Source organism: Rhizobium sp. RSm-3 (genome assembly GCF_001854685.1).
GTDB lineage: Bacteria > Pseudomonadota > Alphaproteobacteria > Rhizobiales > Rhizobiaceae > Rhizobium > Rhizobium ecuadorense.
In genome coordinates, this window is sequence record NZ_MAWZ01000004.1 from 197,997 (window position 1) to 213,043 (window position 15,047).

Sequence of the window (15,047 nt, forward strand, 5' to 3'; positions counted from 1 at the left end):
AAAATTCTGAGGAAGCGATAGGTTAGTCGGCAGTCTCTTACCGGTATCACAATGAATTGGCTTCGCCGCTGGAATGCCCGCTCACTCGCCTCCCAGTTCTTCATCGCGGGTGGGTTGATCTCGATTGCCGCCATGTTCCTGGTGGGCATTCTCGTCACCCACCTCATCGAGGAGGCGGTCATTCACAATTCCGGTGCTGCGACGGCGCTCTATGTCGACAGCGTTGTCGCCCCGCTGCTTCCCGACATGCAAACGGCATCATTCCTGGACGAAGGCAGCGCTCAGGCTCTGGACGAGACGCTCGGTCAGGGGGCGCTTGGCAGGCGTCTCGTTTCGTTCAAGCTCTGGCGAAGCGACGGCACCATTCTCTATTCGAACGAGAAGGAGATGGTGGGCAGAAGGTTTGCGGTCAGCGACAAGCTCCGGAAAGCCTTCGCGGGCTCTCTCGTCGCGCGCTACGAAATCGCCGACGATCCGGAAAGCGACAAGGAGCGTGCACTCGGCAAGCCACTCATGGAAATTTACAACCCCGTGCTCCAGCCATGGTCCGGACAGGCGGTCGCCGTCATCGAATTCTACGAAACGGCGGAAGGATTAGCCGACAGTCTGGCCCATGCCAGGCTGCGGAGCTGGGCCGCAGTCGCCGCTTTGACGGCAATCTTTTTCCTTGTTCTCGCGGTCCTGGTTTTTCGGGTCAGCCGGACGATAGAGGCTCAGCGCAAGGATCTCAAAGAACGGGTCAGCGATCTGTCAGCGCTGCTGGCGGAAAACCGCGGGCTGCAGCGGCGGCTGCAGCGCGCTTCCCAGCGCGTGGCGGCGCTGAACGAATCCTACCTGCGCAGCATCGGCGCCGACCTGCACGATGGCCCGGCCCAGCACATTGCCTACGCCTCACTGCGGCTGGACAGCGATATGTTGATCAATGCGTCGACCTTGCCCGAAGCGCGGGAAAAGGAACTCGGGTGGATACGCTCGAGCCTTGCCGAGGCGATGACCGAGATCCGCAATATCTGCAGCGGACTGGTGCTGCCGCAGATCGAGAAGTCCTCGATCAGCGAGATTGTAACCCGGGTGGTCGAAGCGCATCAGCACAAGACCGAAACCCGCGTCGAAACAATCATCGACGATGATGGCCCCGAACTCGCTCCTGCTGTAAAGATCTGCATCTATCGCTTCGTGCAGGAAGCCTTGAACAACGCCTATCGCCACGGCGGCGGTATTCAGCAGGCCGTAAGAGCGGTCTCGCACAATGGCCATGTTCATGTCGAGGTCAGCGACCGCGGCGATGGCTTCGACCCGACCGAGGTGCGGCCGACGAGCCTCGGCCTGGTGGGGCTTCGCGAACGTATCGACAGCCTGGGGGGATCCTTCGAGATCGAGACGGGCGAAGGAGGGACGACGGTGACCATGACCTTCGAGCCCATGGAAGTGGGAGACTAGAAATGACATCAATCACTATCGGCGTCGTAGACGACCATCCGCTTTTTCGCGAGGGCGTAACGCGCAGCCTGTCGGAGATCAGCGATTTTTCCGTCGTTGGCGAAGGCGCCAGCAGCGACGACGCAGCGATGATCGCCGCGAACGCCCGACCCGATATCATGCTCCTCGATGTCTCCATGCCCGGCGGCGGACTGTCTGCGATCAGCGACGTGCTGACGCGCAGCCCGACAACGAAAGTGCTGATGTTGACGGTATCCGAGGAGGTGGACACGCTGCTGATAGCCCTGCAACGGGGCGCAATGGGCTATGTTCTGAAAGGGGTCGGCTCGCGTGGTCTCGCCGAAGCCATCCAGACGGTGCTGAGCGGATCACGATATATCTCGCCGACGATGTCGACAAAGGTCATGGAGAATTCGCTGAATGGCAGCGCGCCTGACAAAAACGGTCTGACGCCACGGGAGCGCGAGGTGATGGATCTGGTCGCTCAAGGCTTGTCAAACAAACATATCGGCTTGCGTCTCAACCTTCAGGAAAAGACGGTGAAGCATCATATGACACAGATTCTGAGCAAGCTCGGCGTCTCGAACAGGACGGAAGCGGCTCTCCAATGGCGCGAACAGCGCTAACATCTAGTCGCGCGTTAGCGAAGGTAGCGGCCTAGGCGGCGGGCATCGTCTGAAGTCGCTTGCCGGCTGATGATCGTCCTGCCTTTTCCGTCCTTCATCACGTAGCGGCCACGCCGCAGGCTCTCTGTAATGCCGTTCGCATGACGGACGTCGATCGAGCCATCGGAGGCTTCGGTCGCTCTTGCCGCCGATCCTTGTGAGGCCCCAGTCGCGGAAGAAGAGGAAGAGGATCCGGCACTATTGCCAGAACTACCGCCGCCGCTATTGCCGTTGCCGCCACTATTGCCGTTGCCGCCACTATTGCCGTTGCCGCTCCCTCCCCCGTTGCCGCTACCGCCGCCGTTGCCGTTTCCTCCTCCATTGCCGTTACCGCCGCCGTTGCCGTTATTGCCGTCCTTGGCCTCAGCGCTTTCTACCGTCAGAACAGGGAGGGAGCCGTCGAGATTGAATGTGGCCGGCGATGAGGCAGCGACGAGGGCGATGGCCGCGCTGCCGCCCAATCTCAGAAAATCGCGTTTCGAGAGTATCATGCCCTAGCCTCGTCCGTTCTTCGCCGTCTCTACGCAATATAGACGCGTGACAATTTTCGCTGTTCCGGCGGCCAAAAGCAACCGGACCTAGGTACTAGATCAGGCAGGACTTTGGTCCCGCCCGCCGGATTGCCGGGTCTTGAAGAAGAAGAGTTCGACCAATTATCGCCAGCGCTGAATTGCGCAGCGAGCCATTCGCGATGTTCCCCCCCCCCGCGTCAATAGCCGGCCGCGTAAGCAGGATGCATTTTTCGGGAACTTCTTTCCGTGTCGCCGATTTTGATTGTCGAAGAGTAAGAGAGGATACCGTGATGGCAAACCCGAATGAATCCCCAGCAGTCCAGTCCCTCCGAAAAGAGCAGGCGGAGCAGCAAAGGAAGGCCCGAAGGGGTGAACTCGACAGAGGTATCGAGGGCACCTTCCCGGCCTCCGACCCAGTGTCGGCCACCCATACCTCGATCCCTGCCGGCCGCAGCGATATCGAGGCGGCCGAGCGGGTGAAGCGGGAGCCCGATCCCACCAGGCTCGATGAGGCCTATCCACTCGTCGACCAAGCCCTGCGCTCGACCGGCGAAACCGGCGGCTCCTCCGAAGGCTCCGATTTCGATCGCGGCGAAAGGCGCACGCTTCAGAGAGAAGCCGGCCGCGTGGCGGAAACCGCTTCGGAGCTGGCTTCGGGGACGGCCCGCCTGGCAAAGGCGGAAGCGCGAAGCTTTGTCCAGGATGTCGAAGACCGGATACGCCAACAGCCGTTGACGGCGGTCGCGATCGTCGCCGGCATTGCCTTCGTCTTCGGAGCGACGCGTTGAGCGATCAGCGTGAAAATCGCAACCTATAACGTCAACGGGATCAATGGACGTCTGGCCATCCTGTTGCGCTGGCTCAAGGAGGATGCCCCTGATGTGGTCTGCCTCCAGGAACTGAAGACAGACGACGCCGGGTTTCCGCGAAAAGAGATCGAACGATCCGGCTACGTCGCCGTCTGGCACGGGCAGAGATCCTGGAACGGGGTCGCCATATTGGCGAAGGGCAAGACACCGATCCTGACTCGGCGCGGTCTCCCCGGCGATCCCGATGACAGCCACAGCCGCTATATCGAAGCCGTTATCGACGGCATCGTGATCGGATGCCTCTATCTGCCGAACGGCAATCCGTTCCCGAGCGTCAAGTTCGAGTATAAGCTCCGCTGGTTCCGTCGCCTGCACGACTACGCCGCCGAACTCCTGGAACTCGACGTGCCTACGATCCTCGCCGGCGACTTCAACGTCATGCCGACGGAGATCGACGTCTACAAGCCGGAACGCTGGCGCGACGACGCGCTTTTCAGGCCGGAAGTGCGCAAGGCCTATGCCCATCTCGTCGCGCAGGGCTGGACCGACGCCGTCAGGCATCTGCATCCGCAAGAGCGCATCTACACCTTCTGGAAATACTGGCGCAACAGCTTCGAGCGCGACGCCGGGCTGCGGATCGACCACCTCCTGCTCAGCCCAGCCGTCGCGCCATGTCTTCGATCGGCGATGGTCCGGAGAAAACCGCGAGGCTGGGAGCATACGAGCGACCACGCCCCCGTCATGATCGAACTCGACGCTCCCGGAGCGGAAGACGGGTGAGCCAAGGAGGTCTTATTCGTCCGTTTCAACATCGTAGATGCGACCCGTCAGCCAGGCCGGCCAGTCTCGCTCGAAGAAAGACCTGGCGGTTTCGTCGAAAGCGCGGTTTGTGCGTTTGGAAAGCCTGATCTCATCGCCCTCGAGCCGAACGACGATCTGCTCGCTCCGATCCTCTTCGCGTTCCGTTCGGAAGCGATAGTGCTCCAGCGGGCCCGTACGCGCATGCGGAAGGGACTCGCCTTGCGGATCGCATATCGCCCGCGCTCCGCGGCTGCCGCCGCCATTGCGGATGAAGAAATCGAGCGCGCTGAGCACCGCTTCCGAGGCAAGCGCCATGTGCCGCCATTGCACGCCTCGGACCGCCTCGGCGACGCGGCCGTAGGCGACGCCGCCAGCGCGAATGTCGGCATTCAGCCTCCGCGCCTCGATCAAGGCCTGGGCGACGCTCTCCCGATCGCAGATGATGCCGGCCTTCTCGCTCATGCGCGCCTGCACGTCCGAGCGGATCGATTTGACGGTGAGCGGGCTCTCACTGCGGAGAACGGCCAGGAGCTCGGTGATGCCCGCCTCTGCGATAGCTGACATATCGCCCGTGGGCGCCCGCTTCGCCCTGCCGCTTGCACTGATATGCTCGGCCGCCCGGGTGCCGAAGACCTGCCCGGCATTGAGCGCTGCGCCACCCGGCCTCGTCACACCATGCGTGCCTGCCGCTTCGCCGACGGCGTAACAGCCGGCGAGATTGCTGCGGCCCCAGGTATCGACCATGATGCCGCCATTCATGTGCTGATTGTTGACGGCAAATTCCAGCGGGTCGGCGGCGATGTCGATCTTGTAGCGGCGGTAGAGCTCGATCGCGAGGGGGTTCATGTGTTTCAACCGGTCGATCGGCATCTCCTGACCGGCGCCGGCCTTGCCGAGATAGAGGCGAACGTCTTCGTCAAGTCTCTCCAAGCTGAACGGCTGGTCGCCCGGCACCGGCAGCGGATTGCGATTGAAATCCATGAAGACACGCCGCCCGGCGGCGGTTTCGCATGATATGGCGAGGTCCACCAGGCTCGAGCCGAAATCGAGCATGCGCGTCGCATGAAACGGCCATTGATAGCCCTTGCGGAAGACGTTCGATGCCAATTCCTGCGTCGTGCGGTAATATTGCGCCAGGAAGTGATGTTCGACGCCGTCGGCATCGACCGAGTAGATATGCGGGATTGCCTGGACGTAAGTGCCCGACAAATTCCACGGGAAGCCTTCCCGGCGCGTTCCGATGCCGAACTGGCTTTCGGTCAGGTTGACGAGTTCGACGCCTGCCTCCAGCGCCAGCCCGAGCGAGCCGAAGCAACCGTTGGGATAGACGCTGTCGCGGTAGAGTTCCCCCGGCCCACCGGCTGCCAGCACGATCACATCGCTGACGAAGATGGCGATGCCCAGCGGGTTCGCCTCCGTGCGGTCGCCGGCGCGCATGGCGAGCATCCCGGCGACACGGCGTCCCGCCCCCTCGCCCTCGGTCAGGATTTTGACCGCAGTGGTCTGGTTGTAGAAGGGCACGGCCAGCCGGATCGCCTCCTCGGCCAGCACCTTGACCATCAGGCGCGAGGTGCGCGGGCCGCAGCTGGTGGCGCGGCCGACCTCGTCATGGTCGGTCTGATATCTGAGCGTCCCCCCGAGCGGATCCTGCGGCAGCGGCAGGCCCAGGAACTGCAGCGACGCCATCATCCGGGACGAGCCGACCGCTTCGACATAGGCGGTGTCCTCATCCATCGCGCCGCCGCTGCGGATGGCGCGGGCCATCGCCTTGTAATTGTCGCCCTGATCGGCGGTGTTGGCGGTGTGCAGGGTCTGCTTATCCGATCCCGAGCAGGCCGAGGTTCCGCCCCAGGCGCTTTGGCTGATGATGACGATGTCGTCGCCGCGCCGCTTCATTTCCACCGCCGCACGCAGACCCGCGGCGCCCGATCCGACGACGACGCAACCGGCGCGATAGACCGGCACCTCGACGCCGGCAAGCCGCACCGCTTCCGAAGGGCCAGCTTCGGGCGGAAGCTTGGGCATGTCGACATCGGTCAGTGCGTCAAGAATTTCCTGGGGAACAGCTGTGGTCATCGACGTTCAGCCCAGCGGGATGTCGACCCAGCGCTTCAGCCGGGAGGACTCCATGCATGCGTCGACGATCTGGCAGATGTGATGGCCCGTATCGAATGTCGGCCACATCGGCCTATTTGCAACGATCGAGCGGATCACCTCGGCCGCCTCGATGATCTTGCTTTCGTTGTAGCCTATGCCGAAATTCGGCAGGGGAAGGAACGCCCGGAAGGTGGGATTTTCTGGCCCCACGTCGATCTCCCGGAAGCCGCGCCGCCCCGTGCGGTCATCGTTGGAGTAGAAGCGCAGCCGGTTTATCTCGTCATAGGTATAGGCGATGCTGCCTTTGGTTCCATAGACTTCGTAGGTCTGCATGAACTTGCGGCCGGTCGCGACACGGCTGAAATCGACGATCCCTCCGGCACCATTCTCGAACCTGCATAAGAGGTTCGTGGCGTCGGGGTTGGTGATATCAGCCCAGGATTCGTTGCCCGTCAGTTTCACCTCTTCGCCATAGGCAAGGCCCTCGACGACCGGCCGGCGCGGTGTGACGATGAGATTGTCGGCAATCAGGGAACTGACGCGGCCGACCAGGAAATCCATGAAGCTGAAGATGTGCGAACCGGTATCGCCGACGATCCCGGTCGGCGCCAGCTTGCCATCGGCGCGCCACATGAAGGGCGCTGTCGGATCGCCGTACATGTCGACGTGCTGGCAGCCGCGGAACAGCTTGATCTCGCCAATTTCACCTGAATCGATGATGTCTTTTGCCAGGTCATGGACGGGGTTTCGCGGAAAGGCGTGTCCAACACGGGTGATCACGCCTTTTTCTCTGGCGATCTCGGCCAGTTCCCGCGCTTCATTGGCGGTGTTTGCCAGTGGCTTCTCGCAGTAGACATGCTTGCCCGCCAGCAGCGCCGCCTTGGCGACCGAATAGTGAAGATGGTCGGGCAAGCAGATATCAATGAGATCAACCTCGGAATCGGCGACCGCCAGCTTCCAATCCTGATAGATCCTGGCGCCCGGCGCCCTGTTGCCGATATCCTGCGCAACGTCTGGGTTGCTGTCGACCAGCGCCACGATCCGCGCCGTCCCATCCGACACGCCGAAGAAATGCGGAAAGGTCTGGTAGGCCATCGTGTGGACCTTGCCCATCCAGCCCGAGGCGCCAAGCACTGCAACTCTCACTTCAGACATCGTCGTTCTCCTTAGCGGATTTCTGCGCGGGCTCGCGGCCGGGTATCGTTGCGCTCATAGGTGAAGATCACCGACGGCAGCGCAGGCAGCCCACGAATGAGGTCCGCCCCCTTTTCGCCGACCATGATCGTCGGCGCGTTGGTATTACAGGACGGCACGCGCGGCATGACGGAGGAATCGCAGACCCGGAGGCCTTCGAGGCCGCGGACCTTGAGATCCAGCCCGACAACCGCGTCCGGTCCCGTTCCCATCCTGCAGGTGCCGACAGGGTGATGATCGGTCTTGGCGTTGGCGCAGCCATAATCGAACAGCTGCTCGTCGGTCATGACCTTCGGGCCGGGAAGCCTTTCGGCCATGACATAGGGCTTCAGCGCCGCCTGCTGCATGATTTCGCGCGCGAGCTTGAGCCCTTCCAGCGACATCTTCCTGTCGTGCGGATCGGACCAGTAGTTGGGGTCGATCAGGGGAGCAGCAGCCGGATCGGACGACGACAGCCGCACCGTCCCCCGCGAGCGCGGATGCAGATAGGCGGAATTGAGCGTCACGCCCGCATTTTTCAGCCGTTCGACGCCGGCTTCGATGCCGGATCCCAGGCCGAGGTGAAACTGAATATCGGGAGAGCGTGCCTCTGGATCGGCATACCAAAAGCCGCCGGTCTCGAAGAGCGACGACGCCACAGGGCCGGTGCGGAACAGCACATATTGAATGCCAGCCCAAAGCGTGCGGTGAAGTTTTGCGACGCCGTCATAGGTATGATCGCCGGTGCATTCGGCGATGACAAAAAGATCGAGGTGATCCTGAAGATTGCCGCCGACACCCGGCAGATCATGATGCACCTTGACACCCACCGCGTTGAGATGATCGGCCGGCCCGATTCCCGACTGCAGAAGAAGCTTCGGCGATCCGATCGCACCTGACGACACCAGGACCTCGCGTTCGGCGCGGACGATCTCCAGGCCGCCCGCAGTGGCGATCTCGACGCCTGTCGCACGGCCTCCTTCGACGATGATCCGCGTAACGCGCGCGCCTGTCCTGACCGTCAGGTTCTTCCGGTCCCTGATCGGCGAGAGATAGGCGAGCGATGCCGAGGACCGGCGGCGATTGCGCTGCGTCAGCTGGTAAAATCCAACGCCCGCCTGCTGGTGGCCGTTGAAGTCGTGATTATAGGGAATGCCAAGCTCCTGCCCTGCGCGGATATAGGCATCGCAGATCGGCAGGGGAGCGGCCGGCATCGAGACACCCAGCGGGCCACCATAGGCGTGGTAGTCGTCGGCGAAGCGCTGATTGTCCTCGGCACGTTTGAAATAGGGAAGGATCGAGCGATAGTCCCAGCCCTCACAGCCGTCCTCACGAGCCCAGAGGTCATAATCGGCCGCGTTTCCGCGCGTGTAGAGCTGCGCATTGATCGACGAACCGCCACCGATGACCTTCGCCTGGGTATAACGAAGCACCCTACCCTTCATGTGCTTCTGGGGAACGGTCTGCCATCCCCAGCTGGCCACGCCCTTGGTCATCTTGGCAAAGCCCGCCGGCATGTGAAAAAGCGGATTCCAGTCGCCTCCGCCCGCTTCGAGAAGCAGCACCCTGACATCCGGATCTTCGCTGAGCCGGTTTGCCAAGACGCAGCCTGCAGGACCGGCACCGGTGATGATGTAATCGAATCCCATTTTACTGTCCTATCTGAGGCCGGCACGCGCCAATGGATCTGCTGATACCTGTAGGTCCTTCGAGGCGATGTGATCTGCAACTCTGAGCGCCTGGCTGGCGACAGTGAGCGCGGGATTGACCGCGGCCGATGTCGGCAGGAAACCGGCGTCGACGACGAAGAGGTTCTCGTGATCGTATGACCGGCAATAGGGGTCCAGCGGCGCCGTCGCAGGGTCGTTGCCGATGCGGACCGTTCCGCACTGATGGGAGGGCGTGCGCTTGTCGAAGGGCCGCGACAGCACGAGCGGAAACCCGATCGACTTCAGGATCGCCTTCAGCCTTTCGACAAGCGCCAGATGCGCATCCCAATTGGTTCGCTGCCATTGCAGAATGATCCGATCTCCATCGACCGTGACCCGGCTTTCGGGATTGGGAACGTCCTCGCTCATCGCATAGAAATCGATGGCATGGCTTGTGATGAAGCGCAGCAGCCATTCCGGCGCCTGCGGCAGAGAGCCCTTCAGAACCTTTTCGGAGATGCGGCCGAGGAGCTGCACGTTGCCGAGCGGCGGTCCTCCTTTCCCGTCGGAGAGATAGAAGTCGTTGAAGGCAAAGGTCTTCTGGTAGACGGAAGTATTGCAGAACCGCGGCGAGACGCCGATGACGGCGGAGGCATTGTGGTTCATGAAGTTGCGGCCGACCTGGTCGGAGGAGTTCGCCAGGCCTCTTGGGAAGCGGTCGTTTTTCGAGCGCAACAGAAGCACCGACGACTGGACCGCGCCGGCCGAAAGGATCACCATCTCAGGCGAAACCGTCAGCGCCTCGCCGTTCCTGACATAGGTGACCCGGTCGATCCGGCTCCCTGCCCCCATGTCGAGCCTCGTCACGCGCGCATTGGTTTCGAGCCGCACATTCTGATGCTTCAGGGCTACCGCAAGTGCTGCCGTCTCGGCATCCATCTTGCCGTCGCGTGCGTTCGGATGCGCATCCCATGGCGTCCATGCCTTGGAGAGCCAAGCGTCGAGATCCATGCCGAGCGGCAGGGAAAAGGGATGCAGACCTTTCTGCTTGAGGCGGACCCTGATGTCGGCGATCGGCGCCTCGTCGGGAACGGGCGGATAGGCATAGGCTGCCGAGTGGTGCGGTTCGGTGGGGTCTTCGCCGAGGTTGCCGCGAACCTGATACATCAGTTCGGCCTTCGAGTACCAAGGCTCCAGTTCCTCATAGGGAAAGGGCCAGGCCGGCGACACGCCTTCCCGATGCTCGATCACGCCGAAATCCTCTTTGCGATAGCGCGATAAGACGGCGCCGTAGAATTTCGAATTACCGCCGACATTGTAGTAATTGCCGGGATTGAAGCCCTTTCCGTTGGCCTCGTACCAGGTTTCCTTCGGCCGGAAATGCCCCCGCTGGAAGATGGCGCGCTGGTCGCGGTTGACGGGAAGATCGGCAATGTGATCGCCGGCTTCAAGGATCAATATCTCCGCGCCGGTCGCGGCCAGACCGGCGGCGACCGTCGCGCCGCCGACGCCTGAACCAATGATGACGATGTCTGGTGAACTGCTCATCTTAGCCCCTGGCCATCACACGATCCGAGCCTCACTCTGCGGATCGAAGAACACAGCCTTGTCGAGATTGAAGGCGAGGCGTGTGGTCTGGCCTGGAGCGATGCCGGCATCGGCGCGCAGGCGGGCGACGACGGATTTGCCGCCGAGCTTGGTGACGGCGAAGGTGTCGGAGCCGGCCGGTTCGACCACCTCGATCAGGCAATCGTCCTCGGTCAGCGAACGCGCCTTGCGGTCGGCGCCGTCAGGATCGGTCAGGGCCTCCGGGCGGATGCCGAAGATCACCTGCTTGCCGGCGTAGGAGGAGAGTCCGCCGTTGGCGCCCGAGACGATCGGCAGCCTCAGCGGCGCGCCATTCGGCCGTTCGAGTGCGACGGCCAGCCCACTKGTGCCGGCCTCGACGGTGGCGGTCAGCAGGTTCATCGCCGGCGATCCCATGAAGTCGGCGACGAAGAGATTGGCCGGGCTGTTATAGATCTCGGCCGGCGTGCCGAACTGCTGCAGCACCCCGTCCTTSAGCACGGCGATCTTGGTCGCCAGCGTCATCGCCTCGATCTGGTCGTGGGTGACATAGACGAAGGTGGTGCCCATGCGCTGATGCAGCCGCTTGATCTCGGTGCGCATGTCGACGCGCAGCTTGGCGTCGAGATTGGAGAGCGGCTCGTCGAACARGAAGACCTGCGGATTGCGCACCAGCGCCCGGCCCATGGCAACGCGCTGGCGCTGGCCGCCGGAGAGCTGGCTCGGTTTGCGGTCGAGCAGATGGCCGATCTGCAGCATGTCGGAGACCTGCTTGATCGCCTTGGCCCGCTCCTCCTTGGGAACGCCGCGGATCTCCATGCCGAAGGCGATATTCCCGGCAACGGTCATGTTCGGATAGAGCGCATAGGATTGGAACACCATGGCGATGTCGCGCTTGGACGGATGCAGACCGTTGATGGCGCGCCCGTCGATCCTGATATCGCCAGAGGTGATCGTCTCCAGCCCGGCAATGGTGTTGAGCAGGGTCGACTTGCCGCAGCCGGACGGGCCGACCAGCACGAGGAAGCCGCCCTTTTCGAGTTCGAGGTCGATCCCCTTGAGAATGTCGACGGCGCCGAAGCGTTTTCTGAGACCGGAGATTTCCAGGAAGGCCATGGCTTACCCTTTGACTGCGCCCGCCATCAGACCGCGCACGAAGTAGCGGCCGGCGAGGATATAGACGATGAGCGTCGGAACGGCCGCGATCATCGCCGCAGCCATGTTGACATTGTATTCGACCACACCGGTCGAGGTGTTGACGACATTGTTCAAGGCCACCGTCATCGGCATGGAATCGCCGGTGCCGGCATAGGCCGAGGCAAACAGGAAGTCGTTCCAGATATTGGTGAACTGGTAGATGACGGTGACGACGATGATCGGCAGCGAGTTCGGCAGCATGATGCGGCGGAAGATCTGGAAGAAGCTGGCGCCATCGACCTGGGCGGCCCGGACCAGCTCGGTCGGAAAGGCCTCGTAGAAATTGCGGAAGAACAGCGTGGTGAAGCCGAGGCCGTAGACGACATGGACGAAGACCAGGTTGACCGTCGGATTGCCGAAGCCGAAGTTCCAGCCGGTGGCGTTCTGCAGCGTCACCCCGAAGCGGCCGAGCGAGCCGAGAATGGTCGCCATCGGCAGAAGCACCGACTGGAACGGGATGAAGCAGGCAAACAGCATCAGCCCGAACACCAGCGTATGGCCGGGGAAGCGCCACTTGGTCAGGATATAACCGTTCAGCGCCCCCATGATGGTGGAGATAGCGACGGCCGGCACCACCATCTTGATCGAGTTCCAGAAGTAGCCCTTGATGCCGGCGCAGGTCAGCCCGACGCAGGTCTCGCCCCAGGCCTTGATCCAGGGATCGAAGGTCGGCGCCTCAGGCAGCGCCAGCATGTTGCCGTTCTGGATCTCGTCCATGGTCTTGAACGAGGTGGTMAGCATGACGAAGAGCGGCATCAGGTAGAGGATGGCGAAGACGACCAGCAGGCCGTAGATGACCAGGCGGCCGATCAAGCGGGTGTTGTTGTTCCGGCTGTCGCCGCTCTGCGAGAGCGGTGCAGGTGCAGGTGCAGTCGAGATTGCGGTCGAAGCGGTGACGCTGCTCATCGCGCCTTCTCCTTCAGTTCGGAATAGAGATAGGGAACGATGATCGCCGAGATCGTCATCAGCATGATGATGGCGCTGGCCGAGCCGACGGCCATCTCGTTGCGCTTGAAGGTGTATTCATACATGAAGTTGGACGGCAGCCAGGCCGAGCCGCCCGGCCCGCCCGAGGTCAGCGCCACGACGAGGTCGTAGGATTTGATCGCCATGTGGGCGAGCACGATGAAGGCCGACAGGAAGATCGGCCGCAACAGCGGAATGACGATGCGGCGATAGAGCTGGAAGGCGGAAGCGCCGTCGATCTGCGCCGCCTTCATGATCTCGCCGTCRATGCCGCGCAAGCCCGCCAGGAACATCGCCATGACGAAGCCGGAGGCCTGCCAGACACCGGCGATGACGACGGTRTAGATGACGAAGTCCTTGTTCTTGATCCAGTCGAAGTGGAAGCTCGTCCAGCCGAAGTGRTGCAGCGTCTGCTCCAGCCCGAGGCCGGGATCGAGGAACCATTTCCAGGCCACCCCGGTGACGATGAAGGASAGCGCCATCGGATAGAGGAAGATCGGCCGCAATATGCCCTCGCCGCGGATCTTCTGGTCGAGCAGGATGGCGAGGAAGAGACCAAGCGCCAGGCAGATGCCGACATAGAGAAAGCCGAAGATCGCCATGTTGGTGATCGAGGTATACCAGGARGACGGCGGATCGCTCTCGAAGGTCCAGCGCCAYAGCCGCTGATAGGCGCGCGCCCCGGTCAGCGCATAAGAGGGAAAGGTCTTGGAATTGGTAAACGACAGATAGGCCGTCCAGACGATGAAGCCGTAGACGAAGATGAGGGTGATGACGAAGCTCGGCGCCAGCACGATTTTCGGCAGCGCATCCTGCAGCCGGCCGCGCAGCGAGATCGGTGTCGATCGCCCGGGCGTCAGAACCGGATCGGTGGTCGCAACGGTGCTCATGGATATCATCTCCCTTCCCGCAGGATCGGCCCGGCAATGATCGCTGCGGAGCCTGAAGCTTCCCCGCGAGATCACGCGGGGAAGCCATGTGTATCGACCGATCTCAGCGGGCGTCGTCGATCGCCTGGACGAGCTGCTTGACGGCTTCGTCGGAGCTCTTGATCTGGCCGTGGACGAACTTCGAGACGACGTCCTTATAGGCATTGGCGATCGCCGGAGGCGCGCCATAACCCTGGGCGAGCGAACCGAACAGCGTGCCGCCCTCATTGGCCGCCTTCAGATCGGCGATACCCTTCTTGCCGCAGGCGTCGAAGTCGGTGTCGGGAACATCGGTACGGGCGGGAACCGAACCCTTGACGACGTTGAAGGCCGACTGGAAGCTCTTCGACAGCGTCGCCGTTGCCAGCGCCACCTGTGCGGCCTTGCGGTCGTCGGGAACGTTGAACATGCCGAACATGTCGGAGTTGTAGATGACGCTGCCGTCGGTGCCGGGGAAGCGGTAGCAGAGGAAGTCGGTGTCCGGGGTCTTCTTGGCGGCGACGAATTCGCCCTTGGCCCAGTCACCCATCACCTGCACCAGCGCATCACCCTTGATGACCATGGCGGTCGCCAGGTTCCAGTCGCGGCCGGAGAAGTTCGGATCGACGTATTTGACGATCTTCGCCAGGTTRTCGAAGGACGTCTTCATCGTGTCCGACTTCAGCGACTCCTCGTCGAGGTCGTTGAAGGCCTTCTTGTAGAATTCCGGGCCGCCGGTCGACAGCACGATGGAATCGAACATCGTCGCTTCCTGCCAGTTCTGGCCGCCGAGCGCCAACGGGATGACGCCTGCAGCCTTCGCCTTGTCGAGCAGGGCGATCAGATCGTCGAAGCTCTTCGGCTGGGTGCCGCCGATCTTGTCCATCACCGCCTTGTTGATCCACAGCCAGTTGACCGAGTGCACGTTGACGGGGGCAGCGACCCACTTGCCGTCATAGACCGAGAACTTCTGCAGCGCCGCCGGCACCGACTTGTCCCAGCCTTCCTTCTTGGCCGTCTCGGTCAGATCGCCCATGACRCCGGCYTGGGCATAATCGAGCACGGTATARCCCAGCATCTGCGAGGCSGTSGGATAAGTGCCGGCCGCCACCATCGCCTTCAGCGCCGTCATCGCCGCATCACCGCCRCCGCCGGCCACCGGCACGTCCTTCCAGGCAAACCCTTCCTTCGACAGATCCTGCTTCAGAACGTTCAAAGCCGCCGCCTCGCCGCCCGACGTCCACCAGTGCAGCATCTGCACTTC

13 protein-coding genes are annotated in these 15,047 nt (G+C 62.3%); 4 read left to right on the forward strand and 9 right to left on the reverse strand.

Features of this window, described 5'->3' with window-relative positions; translation table 11 throughout:
• Positions 1–51 precede the first annotated feature (51 nt).
• Entirely contained in the window at positions 52–1,440 is a 1,389-nt protein-coding gene (locus tag BBJ66_RS08330) for a sensor histidine kinase (protein WP_049733172.1), read from the forward strand.
• Between the two features lie 2 nt (positions 1,441–1,442).
• Positions 1,443–2,066 carry a response regulator gene (locus BBJ66_RS08335; protein ID WP_071086214.1) on the forward strand — a complete coding sequence of 208 codons (624 nt, stop codon included), beginning with the start codon at positions 1,443–1,445 and terminating at the stop codon, positions 2,064–2,066.
• A 14-nt stretch (positions 2,067–2,080) separates the two neighbouring features.
• On the opposite strand, the gene BBJ66_RS08340 is transcribed toward BBJ66_RS08335, so the two are convergent.
• Positions 2,081–2,596, reverse strand: a complete 516-nt coding sequence (locus BBJ66_RS08340; RefSeq protein ID WP_049733170.1) for a hypothetical protein — start codon at positions 2,594–2,596, stop codon at positions 2,081–2,083.
• A gap of 311 nt (positions 2,597–2,907) precedes the next feature.
• Between BBJ66_RS08340 and BBJ66_RS08345 the strand changes: the two genes are divergently transcribed.
• A complete protein-coding gene (locus BBJ66_RS08345; protein WP_071086215.1) occupies positions 2,908–3,405 on the forward strand; it encodes a hypothetical protein in 498 nt (165 codons plus the stop codon).
• A gap of 9 nt (positions 3,406–3,414) precedes the next feature.
• On the forward strand, positions 3,415–4,206 hold the full coding sequence (gene xth / locus BBJ66_RS08350) for an exodeoxyribonuclease III (protein ID WP_071086217.1): 792 nt from the start codon (positions 3,415–3,417) through the stop codon (positions 4,204–4,206).
• A 12-nt stretch (positions 4,207–4,218) separates the two neighbouring features.
• Here xth and BBJ66_RS08355 read toward each other — a convergent pair whose 3' ends face one another.
• The 8 genes from BBJ66_RS08355 to BBJ66_RS08390 all read right to left on the reverse strand — a co-directional run.
• A complete protein-coding gene (locus BBJ66_RS08355; protein WP_049733167.1) occupies positions 4,219–6,303 on the reverse strand; it encodes an FAD-dependent oxidoreductase in 2,085 nt (694 codons plus the stop codon).
• A gap of 6 nt (positions 6,304–6,309) precedes the next feature.
• Positions 6,310–7,479: a Gfo/Idh/MocA family protein gene (locus tag BBJ66_RS08360; RefSeq protein WP_071086219.1), complete on the reverse strand. Its 1,170-nt coding sequence runs from the start codon at positions 7,477–7,479 to the stop codon at positions 6,310–6,312.
• An 11-nt stretch (positions 7,480–7,490) separates the two neighbouring features.
• Positions 7,491–9,146 (reverse strand): GMC family oxidoreductase, encoded by a 1,656-nt coding sequence (locus BBJ66_RS08365; protein ID WP_071086221.1) that lies wholly within the window; start codon positions 9,144–9,146, stop codon positions 7,491–7,493.
• 9 nt (positions 9,147–9,155) lie between these two features.
• Positions 9,156–10,694 (reverse strand): GMC oxidoreductase, encoded by a 1,539-nt coding sequence (locus tag BBJ66_RS08370; RefSeq protein ID WP_071086223.1) that lies wholly within the window; start codon positions 10,692–10,694, stop codon positions 9,156–9,158.
• A gap of 15 nt (positions 10,695–10,709) precedes the next feature.
• Entirely contained in the window at positions 10,710–11,828 is a 1,119-nt protein-coding gene (locus tag BBJ66_RS08375; RefSeq protein ID WP_071086225.1) for an ABC transporter ATP-binding protein, read from the reverse strand.
• A gap of 3 nt (positions 11,829–11,831) precedes the next feature.
• Positions 11,832–12,815, reverse strand: coding sequence for a carbohydrate ABC transporter permease (locus BBJ66_RS08380; protein WP_071086227.1), 984 nt, complete (start codon positions 12,813–12,815; stop codon positions 11,832–11,834).
• The gene (locus tag BBJ66_RS08385; RefSeq protein WP_049734198.1) at positions 12,812–13,765 is read right to left on the reverse strand and encodes a carbohydrate ABC transporter permease; all 954 of its coding nucleotides are present in this window, start codon (positions 13,763–13,765) and stop codon (positions 12,812–12,814) included. The genes BBJ66_RS08380 and BBJ66_RS08385 overlap by 4 nt, the downstream gene beginning before the upstream one ends.
• Before the next feature lie 103 nt (positions 13,766–13,868).
• Positions 13,869–15,047: ABC transporter substrate-binding protein (locus BBJ66_RS08390; protein WP_049734197.1), on the reverse strand; the 1,179-nt coding region annotated here is incomplete at its 5' end.

Coding starts and splice junctions, on each gene's coding strand:
- BBJ66_RS08330 (WP_049733172.1), top strand. CDS start 52: ATGAATTGGCTTCGCCGCTGGAATGCCCGCTCACTCGCCTCCCAGTTC.
- BBJ66_RS08335 (WP_071086214.1), top strand. CDS start 1,443: ATGACATCAATCACTATCGGCGTCGTAGACGACCATCCGCTTTTTCGC.
- BBJ66_RS08340 (WP_049733170.1), bottom strand. CDS start 2,596: ATGATACTCTCGAAACGCGATTTTCTGAGATTGGGCGGCAGCGCGGCC.
- BBJ66_RS08345 (WP_071086215.1), top strand. CDS start 2,908: ATGGCAAACCCGAATGAATCCCCAGCAGTCCAGTCCCTCCGAAAAGAG.
- BBJ66_RS08355 (WP_049733167.1), bottom strand. CDS start 6,303: ATGACCACAGCTGTTCCCCAGGAAATTCTTGACGCACTGACCGATGTC.
- BBJ66_RS08360 (WP_071086219.1), bottom strand. CDS start 7,479: ATGTCTGAAGTGAGAGTTGCAGTGCTTGGCGCCTCGGGCTGGATGGGC.
- BBJ66_RS08365 (WP_071086221.1), bottom strand. CDS start 9,146: ATGGGATTCGATTACATCATCACCGGTGCCGGTCCTGCAGGCTGCGTC.
- BBJ66_RS08370 (WP_071086223.1), bottom strand. CDS start 10,694: ATGAGCAGTTCACCAGACATCGTCATCATTGGTTCAGGCGTCGGCGGC.